This is a genomic window from Amycolatopsis sp. CA-211722 (assembly GCF_056828465.1).
This window is the reverse complement of the sequence record NZ_CP184752.1, coordinates 1,615,894-1,629,481: the sequence shown is the minus strand read 5'-3', so window position 1 is coordinate 1,629,481 and position 13,588 is coordinate 1,615,894. Positions and strand designations below refer to the sequence as shown.

General features: G+C 69.3%; 12 protein-coding genes. 6 read left to right on the top strand and 6 right to left on the bottom strand.

Going from position 1 to position 13,588, the window contains the following annotated elements:
• Positions 1-31 precede the first annotated feature (31 nt).
• A complete protein-coding gene (locus ACOCEP_RS08025) occupies positions 32-1,258 on the bottom strand; it encodes a DUF445 domain-containing protein (RefSeq protein ID WP_482336631.1) in 1,227 nt (408 codons plus the stop codon).
• Between the two features lie 50 nt (positions 1,259-1,308).
• Complete coding sequence (locus tag ACOCEP_RS08020; RefSeq protein ID WP_482339639.1) at positions 1,309-2,538, bottom strand: DUF445 domain-containing protein; 1,230 nt, start codon at positions 2,536-2,538, stop codon at positions 1,309-1,311.
• Positions 2,539-2,662: 124 nt separating this feature from the next.
• On the opposite strand from ACOCEP_RS08020, the gene ACOCEP_RS08015 reads away from it, so the two are divergent.
• Positions 2,663-3,616, top strand: coding sequence for a coiled-coil domain-containing protein (locus tag ACOCEP_RS08015; protein WP_482336629.1), 954 nt, complete (start codon positions 2,663-2,665; stop codon positions 3,614-3,616).
• A gap of 4 nt (positions 3,617-3,620) precedes the next feature.
• Here the strand turns inward: ACOCEP_RS08015 and ACOCEP_RS08010 are convergent, their stop codons facing one another.
• The 4 genes from ACOCEP_RS08010 to ACOCEP_RS07995 form a co-directional block, all read right to left on the bottom strand.
• Positions 3,621-5,060 (bottom strand): FGGY-family carbohydrate kinase, encoded by a 1,440-nt coding sequence (locus tag ACOCEP_RS08010; protein WP_482336628.1) that lies wholly within the window; start codon positions 5,058-5,060, stop codon positions 3,621-3,623.
• Positions 5,057-6,391 carry an MFS transporter gene (locus tag ACOCEP_RS08005; protein ID WP_482336627.1) on the bottom strand — a complete coding sequence of 445 codons (1,335 nt, stop codon included), beginning with the start codon at positions 6,389-6,391 and terminating at the stop codon, positions 5,057-5,059. Before ACOCEP_RS08005 ends, ACOCEP_RS08010 begins: the two co-directional genes overlap by 4 nt.
• Positions 6,392-6,751: 360 nt before the next feature.
• Positions 6,752-7,546: a DeoR/GlpR family DNA-binding transcription regulator gene (locus ACOCEP_RS08000; protein WP_482336626.1), complete on the bottom strand. Its 795-nt coding sequence runs from the start codon at positions 7,544-7,546 to the stop codon at positions 6,752-6,754.
• Positions 7,547-7,550: 4 nt separating this feature from the next.
• Positions 7,551-8,168, bottom strand: a complete 618-nt coding sequence (locus ACOCEP_RS07995) for a histidine phosphatase family protein (RefSeq protein ID WP_482336625.1) — start codon at positions 8,166-8,168, stop codon at positions 7,551-7,553.
• Positions 8,169-8,245: 77 nt separating this feature from the next.
• On the opposite strand from ACOCEP_RS07995, the gene ACOCEP_RS07990 reads away from it, so the two are divergent.
• Genes ACOCEP_RS07990 through ACOCEP_RS07970 form a run of 5 tightly spaced genes read left to right on the top strand, consistent with a single transcriptional unit; the run spans position 8,246 to position 13,588 of the window.
• Positions 8,246-8,932 carry an HAD family hydrolase gene (locus ACOCEP_RS07990; RefSeq protein WP_482336623.1) on the top strand — a complete coding sequence of 229 codons (687 nt, stop codon included), beginning with the start codon at positions 8,246-8,248 and terminating at the stop codon, positions 8,930-8,932.
• A complete protein-coding gene (locus tag ACOCEP_RS07985; protein ID WP_482336621.1) occupies positions 8,929-10,614 on the top strand; it encodes a dihydroxyacetone kinase family protein in 1,686 nt (561 codons plus the stop codon). Before ACOCEP_RS07990 ends, ACOCEP_RS07985 begins: the two co-directional genes overlap by 4 nt.
• Position 10,615: 1 nt before the next feature.
• On the top strand, positions 10,616-11,071 hold the full coding sequence (locus ACOCEP_RS07980) for a ribose-5-phosphate isomerase (RefSeq protein WP_063274682.1): 456 nt from the start codon (positions 10,616-10,618) through the stop codon (positions 11,069-11,071).
• Between the two features lie 37 nt (positions 11,072-11,108).
• Complete coding sequence (locus tag ACOCEP_RS07975; protein WP_482336620.1) at positions 11,109-12,143, top strand: 2-hydroxyacid dehydrogenase; 1,035 nt, start codon at positions 11,109-11,111, stop codon at positions 12,141-12,143.
• Positions 12,140-13,588 carry an FGGY family carbohydrate kinase gene (locus ACOCEP_RS07970; protein ID WP_482336618.1) on the top strand — a complete coding sequence of 483 codons (1,449 nt, stop codon included), beginning with the start codon at positions 12,140-12,142 and terminating at the stop codon, positions 13,586-13,588. The genes ACOCEP_RS07975 and ACOCEP_RS07970 overlap by 4 nt, the downstream gene beginning before the upstream one ends.

Sequence of the window (13,588 nt, the reverse complement as noted above, 5' to 3'; positions counted from 1 at the left end):
CAGGGAAGGGGGAAACCGTATCGGTTGGCCTTCAGTGAAGCAGTAGAAGCACCTGAAGTTCACCGACAAGGCCTCCGATCACCGCGCCGACGGCGATCAGTTTCCACTCGTCCTGCCGGAACGCCGGGCGCAGCAGCTGCTCGAATTCGAGCGGGTTCAGCCGCCGCATTCTGTCCACAATGGTGTTCCGGACGTCGAGCGCGTTGACCGCGTAGCTCTCGGCGTGGCGGATCGTCTCCGGGATCCGCGCCGCCGCCTTCGCGGCCGCGGTCTGCTTCATCTCCTGGAACCGCCTGCTCCCGACGGCCAGCGCGACGAACGGCTTCACGACGCTCGCCTGAGCGTCGATCGTCCGCTGCACCTCGCGGGTGATCATCGTGAACAGCTTGTCCGATTTCGGCCCGCTCAGCACGGCTTCGAGCAGGTTCGGGATGGTGATGATCTCGCGCGCGATCATGTCGCCGTAGTCGGCGGAGACCTGGTCCTTGCGCTTCTGGAAGACGCCTTGCCAGGTGTAGAGGCCGAAGAACCGTTTCGGCTCGCGCGGCAGGAAGATCATCTTCAGGGCGATCCAGTCGGTGAACCAGCCGATGCCGATACCGAACAGCGGCAGCACGATCGGCGATTTCGTCAGCGCCCACACGAGCAGCTGCACACAGCCGAGGGAGAACCCGAACACGATCCCCGACCGCGCGATGAACCGCATCTCCGGGCGCGAGATGTCGCGGATCAGCCGGTTCAGCAAGGCCTTGTCGCGCACCAGGTTCGTCACGACCATGTGCTTGAGGTCGAGGACGTCCTCGATGTTCTCCGAGATCTCGCCCATGATCTTCGTGATCGCGCGCGGCGCCTCGGCCTGCACGCGTTTGAGCAAGAGTTGCTGGGCGGTGTTCGGCAGTACTTCCCACAGTCTGGGCTGGTACTGCTCCATCACTTCGCGGGTGACGTCCTCGACGATCCGGAGGAGCGGCTGCTCGATCTCCTTCGCCACCTGGGCCGGGTCGAGCCTGGCGAAGATCTCCTTCGGGTCGACGAGGTTGGTCGTCAGCATTTCGGTGGCGGTCGCGGCCATGCGTTCGGCGTTGGCGGGCAGCACGCCCTGCCAGCCGAGGAACGGCTTCACACCGACGAATTCGACCGGTTTGAACATCATCTCGATGGCGACGCGTTTGGTGACGTAGCCGATCAGCGCGGCGATGAACGGCATGGTGACGTACACCGGCCAGTGCTCGCCGAGATCGGCGATGACGGCGTCCACTTTCCAGCCCCTCCCGCGTCTTGCTTGAAGGGCAACCTAGCCGCCTGTCCTCAATGGAGGAGTAACAGGACCTGAAGTTCACCCACGAGCCCGCCGATCACCGCGCCGACCGCGATCAGCTTCCATTCGTCCTGCTGGAAGGCGGGACGGAGGATCCCTTCGAACTCGAGCGGGGTCAGCTGCTGCATCTTCGTGACGATGGTGTTGCGGACGTCGAGCGCGTCAGTGGCGTAACTCTCCACGTGTTTCACCGTTTCGGGGAGATACGCGATCGCCTTCTCCGCCGCGGCCTTCTTCATCTCCTGGTACTGGACCCCGCCGACGGTCAGCGCCACCAACGGTTTCGCGATGCTCGCCTGCGCGTCGATGGTGCGCTGCACCTCGCGGGTGATCATCGCGAACAGCTTGTCCGCCTTGGGCCCGGTGAGCACGGCCTCCATCACGTTCCGCACGGTGAGCACCTCGTCCGCGATCAGCGCGCCGTAGTCCTTGGCGACCGCCTGGCGGCGTTTCTGGAACATGCCCTGCCAGCTGAAGAACAGGAACCGGCGCGGCTCACGCGGGTAGAAGATCATTTTCAGGGCCAGCCAGTCCGTGACGAAGCCGGTGACGAAACCGAAGATCGGCATGATCAACGGCTGCTTCGTCAGCGCCCAGGCGACGAACTGGATCAGGCCGATGACGAAGCCGAACCAGATGCCGGACCGGGCGATGAAGCGCAGCTCCGGGGTCGCGACCTCCTTGATCAGGCGGCAGGTCAGCGATTTGTCGCGGACCATCGCGTTGATCAGCATCTCGTTGACGTCGAGGACCTCGTCGATGTTCGTCGACACCTCGCGCATCAGCCTCGCGACGACCTTCGGCGCCTGCGCCCGGACCTGGTCGACCAGCATGCGCTGCGCCCGGGTCGGCAGCAGTTCCCACAGTCTGGGCTGGTACTGCTCCATCACCTCACGGGTGACGTCCTCGACGGCCTTGAGGAGCGGCTCTTCGAGTTCCTTGACCATTTCCTCGGGATCGAGCCGGGAGAAGATCTCCTGCGGATCGACGAGGTTCTTGGTCAGCAGGTCGACGGCGGTGGTCGCCATCCGGCGCGAGTTGGCCGGGATGACCCCCTGCCAGCCGAGGAACGGTTTGATCCCGACGAACTCCAGCGGCCGGAACATCATCTCGATCGCGACGCGTTTCGTGATGTACCCGATCAGCGCGGCGATGAAGGGCATCGTGGCGTAGACGTGCCAATGCTCGCGGATGTCCTCGAGGATCGCCGAGATGTCCAACCGGGCCTCCCCCTGCTTACGAGCCGTCAACAAAGCAGGATGCCATGTGATCGCCCTGCCGCACGCCGAGTGCAGCCGTTTGGCGGTACTGCCCCACGGGCCCCCGCTCATTAAGGTGGCCGCCATGGTCGCTCCTGAGAAGACGGCGCCTCAGGCGCCCTCAGCGAAATCGTCCCAGTTCGCGGGCGCTGTCCGCGGTTACGACAAGCGTCAGGTCGACGAGCGTCTCGCCGAGCTGGCGGCCGAGATCAAGCAGGCCTCACGCAGCCGAGACGAGGCCGTGGCGACCGCCGGTGAGCTCACCAAGGCGCTCGGCCACGCCCAGAAGGAACTGGACGAGACCAAGGCCGCCCTCGTGCGGATGAGTTCGAGCCCGTCCGGTGCCGGCGCGATGGCCGAACGCGTCCGCATGATGATGCAGCTCGCCGAGGAGGAGATCGCCGACCTCAAGGCCGCCGCCGAAGCGGACGCCAAGTCGACCCGGGCCGAAGCCGACAAGTACGCCCACGAAACGCAGCGCGCGATCGACAAAGCGGCCAAGGACGCGCAGGCGGAGCGGGAGAAGCTGCTCGCGGACGCCAAGGCCGAGATCGACCGGCTGAATTCCGAGGCGGCGCAGAAGCGCAAGGAACTGGACATGGAGAGCGTCCGGGCCCGCGCCGCGGCGGACAAGAAGGCCGAGGAGGCATCGGCCGCTCGTCGCGCGGACGCGGAGAAGGCGTCCGCGGACAAGATCGCGGAAGCCGACCGGGTGTCCGCGGCCAAGCGTGCCGAAGCCGAGCGGATCTCGACGGAGAAGATCGCCAAGGCCGAGAAGTCTTCGGCGGAGGACATCGCCGCGAAGCAGGAGCAGGTCGCGGAGGCCCTCGCCGACGCAAAGACCCAGCAGGCCGAAGCTCAGCAGGCGAGGAAGCTCGCGCTGGAACTCCGGTCGAAGGTCGCCGACCGGCTTTCCGCCACGGACGTCGCCGTCCAGGAGGCCATCCGGCTGCTGGCTCCCGCCCCTGACGCCACCGAGGCGTCCAAGCCCGCACCGAAGCCGGCTCCCGAAAAGTCCAACGGCCCACGCCCTTCCTGATCTCTTATCGCTGGGAGACGGCGAACAGCTCGTCGTCGATCCAGCCCCTGGTGTGCAGTTCGGTGCAGAACCGCCGGTACGACTCGGCGAGCGCGGCGCTTTCGTGCTCGTCGGGCTCGACCAGCATCCCTTTGCCGAGCCCTGCGGACGCCTCCGTGAGCCCGCCTGGCAGGACACCGGCCGCGGCGAGCAGCGCGGCGCCGAATCCCGTTTCGGCCTGTGGCGAAACCCGCAGGCCGAGACCGGTGACCGTCGCCCGGATCCGTGTCCACAAAGGACTCTTACTGCCGCCGCCCGCCGCCAGCAGCGGATCGGTGATCGTGACGCCGAGGCGACGGAGGTGATCCAGCGCCAGCCGCTCGAGGAAGGCGACTCCCTCCAGCCTGGCCCGGTGCAGCTCGACGTCGTCGGCTTCGCCGGACACGAAGCCTTCGGCGTCCGCGCTGGCGAAGGGGAAACGTTCCCCCTTGCGGCGCAACGGGTACGCGACCACCTTCGCCGGGCCCCGCGCGGCCGCCGCGGCGTCGAGTTCGGGCAGCCGGACCTGCCCGGCGACGGCCTCGCCACCGGTGTTCGACGCGCCGCCCGGCAGCCACCAGCCGTCCGGATGGCGATGGCTGTACATCGCGCCCGTCGGATCCGGCACCAGTTCCTCGGTGACCCCCTTGAGCACATAGGTCGTGCCGAGGATGCCGACGAAGCTCCCGGGGGTGACCGCCCCGGCCGCGAGCTGACCCGCGCAGCCGTCGGTCATCCCGGCCACGACCAGGCAGCCCACCGGGAGCCCGGCGACCGGACTGGCCACCTCACCCAGCACGGTGGCCGGCGCGACCACCGAGGGAAGCAGGCTCTCCGGTACGGCCAAGGCGTCGAACACCTCGCCAGGCCATTCGACGGCGAGCGGGTCGTAGCCGCTCTTCAGCGCATGCGACCAGTCGGCCGCCACCGGCCCGCCGGTGAGCTCCGCCGCGATCAGTTCGGGCGTGTGCCGGATCCCGGCGACGCCGGGGACACGCTCGGCCAGCCAGGCGACGCGGCCGAGCGCGGCCGTGGCGGACACGCCGAAACCGAGGCGCCGCCAGCGATCCGCGCCGAGCTCGGTGGCCTTGCGGTTGAGCTCCGCGCCACGCCGGTCGTCGTACATCAGGGCGGGCGTGACCGGCTCCCCCGAGGCGTCGACCCCGACGATCGTCCCCGACGTCGCGGCGACGGCCACCGCGGCGACCTCGCCGCCCCTGCCCGGCAGCTCGCCGGTGACCTTCGCCAGCACCGTCTTCACCGCGGGCCACCAGGACCGGGCGTCCTGCTCGCTGCGACCGCGGCCGTCACGGACCGGTGCGGGCAGCGGCGCGGCGGCCGAAGCGAGGACGGTGCCGCCGCGTACCGCGAGGGCACGGACCCCCGCGGTGGCGACGTCGATGCCGATCGTGACGGGCTGGTTCACGTGGTGACGACCTTCTCTCCGACTTCTTGCAGGCTCTTGTCCTCTTCGATCGCCTTCGCCGTCTCATCGGGCAGTTTCAGGTAGCGCACCATGACCGCCGCGACCAGGTACAGCGCGGCGAAGACGATCACCACTCCGGCCGCGCCCAGCGGGCCGAGGAACAGGCTGACGATCGCCGGCCCGGCGAACGCCGCCGCGCCCGCGCCCAGGTTCAGCAGCGCCATCGCGCCGCCCTTGTTCTCCGGGGCGAGAGAGGGGAGCAGCGCCGAGATCGGCACGAACCCGGCGAGCGTGGCGCCGTACAGCGCGCCGACGAGCAGCGCGAGCCAGTAGTACTCGGCGCCCATGGCGATCGGGACGAAGTACAGCAGCAGGATCGAGATCGCGCAGCCGATCGCGCCGAACCAGAAGATCGTGGTGCGCCAGCCGATCCGGTCGCTCAGCACGCCGAAGATCAGGTTGAAGAAGATGTTCGTCCCGTAGATGACCGAGACCAGGAGGAGCCAGCGGCTCTCCCCGAACCCGATGTCCTCGATGAAGATCGTCGGGAAGAACACCAGCATCCCGAACTCGGGCGCGGTGTTGATGACGCGGACGAGCATCCCGACGCCGACGCGGGGCTTCTTCCACGCGATCGACACGCTGGACACCAGGCTCTGCACCGGTTTCACGTCCGGCGGCGCGAGCCGTGTGTACCCCGTCCGCTGCCGGACCCCGAAGATCGCCAGCAACCCGCCGAGCCCCAGCAGCGCCACCGACAGCCAGAGCGTGCCGTACTGGCCCAGCACCGGATTCGTGAAGCTCGCGACCAGCGCGCCCAGCGTCGGCAACCCGCCGGTGAACGCGAAGTAGAACCAGCCGACGGCCGCGCCGAGCCTGGCGACCGGCGCCACCGCGGTGATCCAGACCAGGAAACCGAACGCGAACATCGGATAGCCGAAACCGCGGAGACCGTAGAACACCAGCATCAACGGGTAGCTCTCGCCGGAGACCGCGACCGCGAGGAACAGCACGTCGAACACCAGCCAGATGGCCAGGCCGATCATCATCACGCGCCGTGGCCCCCACAGATCCGACAGCGCGCCCGACAGCCACGACGCCAGCATCACGGCGACGCCGTACACGGTGATCACGTACGAGGCCTTGATCTCGGTGCCCGCACCGTTGTCCGCCATGAACGGCGCGATGAAGCCCGACTCGACCCCGTCGCCGATCATGAACAGCAGCAGCCCGGCGTAACCGAGGAACAGCGGGGCGGGCAGGCCCCAGCGGTTCAGTACGCGGGCGAACCCGCTCCCGGATCGCGATAACGGCGGTGTTACCTGGTTCATGCACGCCTCCATGACGTCGTGGTCAGCGTATCATGGATCGTGTTAACTTAACTTTCAAGATGTTACATCGGTCGATTTTCGTGTTAGCCTCGCGCGCCCGGGTGGCGCGGACCAAGCCCATGCCATGGGGATCGGGCAACCCTGCGAAAACGCGTTGCGAAAGCCACTTTCGCAACCATCAACGTTGCGAAAGTGGCTTTCGCAACTGCGCCTTCGGTCCATGAGTGCCTAGGGCGTACTCGGCTCGGCCGAGCCATCGATCGCGGCCATCCGCCCGACCTCGAGTACGTGAAGGCCCCCTTCATTGCGCTAGACGCAATGAAGGGGGCCTTCACGTACTTCATGCAGGTCCCGGAAGCCTCACAGTTCCGCGAGATCCACTTCCACCTGGCTTCGCATCTCCTCGGCCAGATGCTCTTCCACCCCGTCGTCGACGATCAGCACGTCGAAGTCGCTCAGCGGCGCCAGCCGGTGCAATGCCGCGCGTTCGGTCTTGCTGTGGTCCATCAGCAGCACCTTCGTCCGGGCGCTGGCCAGCATCGCGCGTTTCAGCATCACGATCTCCGGCTCCTGGTGGAACGTCATCCGCGTGTTCATCGCCGAGGTCGAAACGAAGGTCGCGTCGACGTTGATCCGCTCGATCGCCTCCAGGCTCTGCATGCCGAGGAACGAGTCGTGGGTCGCCGAATAGTCGCCGCCGATGCAGATGAGCCGCAGGTCGGGGACGCCTTTGAGCAGTTCGATGGCGCCGAGGTAGTTCGTCGCGACGGTCAGCGGGGTGACCCGGTGCAGCATCTTCGCCAGCGCGAGCGCGCTCGTGGAGTCGTCGAGCAGGATGGACATCCCCGGTTCGACGCGGGCGAGCGCGTGCGCGGCGATGGCCATCTTCTCCTCCGAATGCACGTTCATCCGGTAGTCGGCGTTGCTTTCGAAGACCGTCGACGGCATGGCCGACACGCCGCCCCGGTACTTCCGGAGCAGGCCGCGACGGGCCAGTTCGTCGACGTCGCGGTGCACCGTCATGGTGCTGACGCCGGTGAGTTCCACCAGTTCGGCGATGCTCGCGGAGCCGGTCGTGAAGACGTGTTCGGTGATCAGCTGCTGACGCGTGTTACGAGAGTGTGCGCTCGCACCGGTCGTCTTCTCATCGCTCATACCGTCAGTATCGCGTGCTCGCCGGCTGGTTGAAGCGCAGCAGGCCGGTGCGCGTGCCGTCGATCGCGATCTCGGTGACGGCCGCGTTGTCCAGCCGCGGGAACACCGTGCGGTAGGTCTCGAGCGGGATGCCGAGCAGCGCGCACAGCGTCAGCCTGATCAAGGTGTTGTGCGCGACGACCAGCACCGTCTCGCCCGGTGCCTCTTCGGCGATCCCGCGCAGTGCCCCGGCTCCGCGGGCGGCCGCTTCCCCCGGGGGCTCCGAGCCGGGGAAGGCGCCGGCCACGGGATCGGCGAGAAATCGTGCGACCACCTCGGGATCCGTCGCCGCCAATTCCGCTCGGGTGCGCCCTTCCATCAGTCCGAAGTGGACTTCACGCAGACCGTCGACCACTCGCAAGGGCAGGCCCAGTGCCTCGGCGGAAGGCTCCGCCGTGCGACGGGCCCGGCTCTGCGGCGAGCAGAAGACGGCCGCCGGTTCGACCGCGGCGGCGAAACCGGCGAGTTCGTCAGCCTGGCGCAGCCCTGCCTCGGTCAGCGCGACGTCGCTGCTGCCCGCGTAGCGGTTCTCGGCGTGCCATTCGGTCTGGCCGTGCCGTGCCAATAACAACCGTGCGACCACGGGATCCCTCCTCAGGCCTTGTTCAGATCACATCATCGATGTTAACTTAACAGCATCGATGTGAAAGGAGATGCCGGATGGCACTCGCCGCGGTGGTGTTCGACCTGGACGGTGTCCTCGTCGACAGTGAACACCTTTGGGAGGAGAACTGGGTGGCGTACGCCGCCCGGCACCGCACCGGATGGACGGCTGAGGACACCGCGTCCGTACAGGGGATGAGCGCGCCCGAATGGGCCGCGTATCTCGCGAAGCGGTCCGGCACCCCGGAAAGCGCGGCCGAGGTCGAGCGTGCCGTGGTCGACGGCATGATCGCCGCGATCGAGGCGGGCGAGGCGCCCCTGCTGCCGGGCGCCGGCGAGATGGTCCGCGAAGTGAGCGCGAAGGTGCCGGTCGCGCTGGCGTCGTCGGCCGCCCGCCGGGTGATCGACGCGGTACTCGGCAAGCACGGGCTCACCGGCGAGTTCTCCGCGACCGTGTCCAGTGCCGAGGTCGCCAGGGGCAAGCCGAGCCCGGACGTCTATCTCGAAGCCGCGGCCAGGCTGGGCCGGTCCGGCGGGGAATGCCTTGGAGTCGAAGATTCCAGCAACGGCATCCGCGCCGCCGCGGCGGCCGGGCTCACCGTGATCGCGCTGCCGAACCCGGTGTATCCGCCGAAGCCGGACGCGCTGGAGCTGGCCGCCCACGTCGCGGAGGACAACGACGACGTGCGGCGCAAGCTGCTCGCGTACCTGTCCGGTGAATTCGCGGAAGCGAGCGGGCGATGACGGTCCTGGGTACCGCGGAGACGTTCAAACGCGACTGGCTGGACGGGTTCGTCACCGCCTACGGGCGTTCGGTGCGCAAGGTGCCCGATGCCTACGGCGTGCTGCGCCGGGAAGACTCCGCGCCCAAGGTCGCGGTGGTGATCGGCGGTGGCTGCGGGCACTATCCCGCGTTCGCCGGGCTGGTCGGCCCCGGTCTCGCCGACGGCGCCGTGGTGGGCGACGTGTTCACCAGCCCGAGCGCCGAGCAGGTCTATCGCACGGCGCGGGCCGCGGAGAGCGGTGCCGGCGTGCTCTTCGGTTACGGCAACTACCAGGGCGACGTGCTGCATTTCGGGCTCGCCGCGCGCAGGCTGGCCGCGGAGGGCGTCGAAAGCCGGACGATCCTGGTCACCGACGACATCGCCAGCGGCCCCGCCGACGCACCGGAAAAGCGGCGCGGTGTCGCGGGCGACTTCCTGGTCTTCAAGATCGCGGGCGCCGCCGCCGAACGCGGTGACGATCTGGCCGCCGTGCACGCGGTGGCGGAGAAGGCGAACGCGAACACCCGGACCTTCGGCGTCGCGTTCGGCGGGTGCACCCTGCCCGGCGCCTCCGAGCCGCTGTTCACCGTCGGCGAGCGCGAGATGGAGCTCGGGCTCGGCATCCACGGCGAGCCCGGCGTGCGCACGGTCGGCAGGCTGAGCGCGCGGGAGCTGGCCGACGAACTGGTCGACGGCCTCCTCCCGGAGCTGCCCGCCGGTGACGGCCGGGTGGTGGTCCTGCTGAACGGGCTGGGCCGCACCAAGTACGAGGAGATGTTCGCGACCTACACCCGCGTGCACGAGCGGCTCGCCGCGGCGGGGCTCAGCCCGCTGCACACCGAGGTCGGTGAATTCGTCACGTCGCTCGACATGGCCGGTGTCTCGCTGTCGATCCTGGTCCTCGACGACGAACTGGCCGAGCTCTACGCGGCTCCTTGCGACACCCCTGGCTACCGGAGCACCGGCGCCGCGCTGGCACCGGTGCCACTGGAGTCCACAGTGGATTCACCGCTGGCCGGGACGGCGCCGGGCCAGGGCATCGTGGACCGGGCGCTGACGGCCGCCCTGCACGACATCGAGGCCAACGAGGCCGAGCTCGGCAGGTTGGACGCGGTCGCGGCCGACGGTGACCACGGGCTGGGCATGACCAGGGGGATGCGGGCCGCGGTGGCCGCCGCGCGGCGCGACGAAGACTCGCTGTCCACCGCGCTCCTGTCCGCCGGCACGGCGTTCGCCGACGCGGCGGGCGGCGCGTCCGGCGCGCTGTACGGGGTCCTGCTCGCCGAGACCGGTGCGGGCCTGCGGGGTCTGGCGGGCGGCGACGTCACCACCGGAGCTCTCGCGGACGCGGTGGACGGCGCGGTGAAGGCGTTCGTCGAACTGGGCAAGGCCGAGCCCGGCGAGAAGACCATGCTCGACGCCATCGAGCCGTTCAGGCTGGCGTTGCGCGAACAGGCCGAGGCGGGTGCCGACGTCCCGCAGGCCTGGCAGAAGGCGGCCCAGGTCGCGGTGAGCGCGGCCGAGGCCACGGCGGACCTGCTGCCCGCCAAGGGGCGGGCCGCGCGGTTGGCGAAGCGGAGCAAGGGGCACCCCGATCCCGGGGCCACTTCGTTCGCGCTGCTCGTCACCGCGGTCGGCCAGGCTCTGGGAAAGGAAGACTGAAATGCGGATCGTGGTGGCGGCGGACAACGCCGGGGTCGCCCTCAAGGATCAGCTGCGTGACCTGCTCCTCGCCGACGACCGGGTGGACGAGGTCACCGACCTCGGCGTGGCCGACGGGTCCGACGACAAGGCGTACCCGCTGCTCGGCCTCGCGGCGGCGGAGACGATCGCGCGGGGCGAGGCGGATCGCGGCGTGCTGGTCTGCGGGACCGGGATCGGCATGGCGATCTCGGCGAACAAGGTGCCGGGAGTGCGGGCCACCGTCGCGCACGACTCGTACTCCGCCGAACGTTCGGTCAAGTCGAACGATTGCCAGGTGATCACCTTCGGCGCCCGGGCGATCGGGCCGGAACTGGCGAAGAAGATCGTCGCCGAATGGGTCGGCCACCGCTTCGACCCGTCCTCGGCCAGCGCGAGCAAGGTCGCGCACATCACCGAATACGAGCAAGCACACTGAGAAACGCCCGATTCGGGCACGGAGAGAGGACGCAGAGTTGCGGATACTCGCTGCGGGAGACCATTTCGTCGGCACCGGCCTGCTGGCCGACGCCGTCCGTGCCGAGATCGGCGCCGGGCACGAAGTCTCGGAACTGACGCTGCCGTGGCCGGTGGAGCCGTTCGGTCCGGTCGCGAACGTGCACGAGGCCAGCGGCACCGAGGAACAGGTGATCGAGGCCTTGGCGGGAGCCGAGGTCGCGGTGACCCAGATGGCGCCCTTCACCAAGCAGGTGTTCGCCGCCGCGCCGGGGCTCAAACTCGTTTCGGTGTGCCGGGGCGGCCCGGTCAACGTGGATCTCGCGGCGGCCACCGAGGCGGGTGTCGCGGTGACGTACGCGCCCGGCCGGAACGCCGGGGCCGCCGCCGAGTTCGCGGTGGGGATGATCCTGGCCGCGATGCGCCGGATCTCGACGTCCTCCGCCGAACTGCTGGGAGGCACCTGGCGCGGCGACTACTACGCCTACGACCAGGCCGGTCTCGAACTCGACGGGACCACCGTCGGCCTGGTCGGGTACGGCGCGATCGGCGGGCGGGTGGCCAAGGTGCTCGTCGCGTTCGGGGCGAAGGTGCTGGTCGCGGATCCGTTCGCGGATCCCGCCAAGGTCGCCGCCGACGGTGCCGAGCTCGTCGAGCTGGACGACCTGCTGCGCCGCAGCTTCGTGGTGAGCCTGCACGCCCGGCTCACCGAGGAGACCCGGCAGCTGATCGACGCCGCCAAAATCGCGCTGCTGCCGGAAGGCGCCGTACTGGTCAACACCGCCCGCGGGGGCCTGATGGACTACGCCCCGCTGCCGGAAGCCCTGCGCTCGGGACGGCTCGGCGCACTCGCGCTCGACGTGTACGACGTCGAGCCCCCGCCCGCGGACTGGGCACTGCGGGACGCGCCGAACGTGATCGCGACCCCGCACCTCGCCGGAGCCAGCAGGCAGACTGCGGAGCGGGCGGCGGCCATCGTCGCCGCCGAAGTCGGCCGGTACGCCCGCGGGGAGGCGCTCGCGAATCTGGCGAACCCCGAGGTCCTGCGGCCATGATCATCGGCGTCGACATCGGCACGTCACTGACGAAGGCGGTCGTCTTCGACAAGGCCGGGATGTCCGTGGCGAGCGCGTGCACCACGTCCGAGGTGCACCATCTGCCGGGCGGGCTGGTCGAACAGGATCTCGACCAGGTACTCGGCACCGTGGCGAAGGTGGTGCGCGAGGTCGCCGCCGGGCTCGGCGGCCCGGTCACCGCGTTGGCCCTCACCGGTCAGGGCGACGGATTGTGGCTGCGTGACGAGTCCGGCGAAGCGGTCCGCCCGGCGATCTCCTGGCTCGATGGACGGGCGAACGCGTTGCTCGCCGAATGGCAGGCCGCCGGAGTGACCAGGGAGGTGTTCCGTCGCACCGCGTCGGGAATGTTCCCGGGCTGCGCCGCGGCGATCATGTCCTTTTTGGACACTCGTGAGCCGGAGTCGCTGGACCGGGCGGCGGTGGCCGGTTACTGCGTCGACGCGGTACTCCAGCGGTTGACCGGCGAGATCACCGTCGACGCGTCGGATGCTTCACTGCCCTTCCTCGACCCGAGGAACCGGCGCTACGACGAAGACGCCATCGCGGCCGTCGGGCTCTCTCACCGCCGGAGGCTGTTCGCGGAGCCCGCGGCGCCGAAGACCGTCTTCCGGTTGGACGAGCGCGGAGCCGCGCTGCTCGGCCTTCCCGCCGGGTTGCCGGTCACCGCGGGGCCGTTCGACCTGCCCGCGAGCGCCATCGGCGCCGGTGTGCGACGGCCGGGTGACGGCATCCTCACGGCGGGCACCACACTCGCGTGCCAGGTCCTGACGGATTCGGCCGAGTTCGATCCGGAGGGCGAGCCGGCGGGCATGTTCCTCTGTACGCCCGAGGAAGGGGAGTTCCTGCGGGCGATGCCCGCGATGGTCGGCACCGCGGGCATCGACTGGGTGTGCCGCCTGTTCGGCATCGCGGTCGAGGAGATCGGCCCGCTGCTCGACGCGAGCAGGCCGGGCGCGGGCGGGGTTCGCGCGCTGCCGTTCCTCTCCGCGTCGGGCGAGCGAGCCCCGTTCGTCGACGCTTCGGCGAGGGCGCAGTTCTCCGGGCTGAGCCTGGAGAGCGAACGTGGTGACATCGTCCGGGCGCTGTGCGAGTCGATCGCTTACGCGGCAAGGCATTGCTTCGACGCCGCCGGGCTCACCGGCACGTTGTACGCCTGCGGTGGCGGGGTTCGCTCGCTCGAATGGACCCGTGTCTTCGCCGACGTTCTCGGGCGGCCCATCGTGATCCCCGGTGATCCCGGGGTCGGCGCGCGGGGCGCGGTGATCGTCGCGGCGGACGCCCTCGGTGAACCGGTCGACAGGGAGCTCTGGGCGGAAAGCGCTCGTGTCGTCGAGGTCCGGCCAGGGAACGTAGAGTTCTACGCGCAGGGCTACGCCGACTATCAGGCCTCATTGGCCGCGGCCCGCGGACTCTGGAGGTTGTGA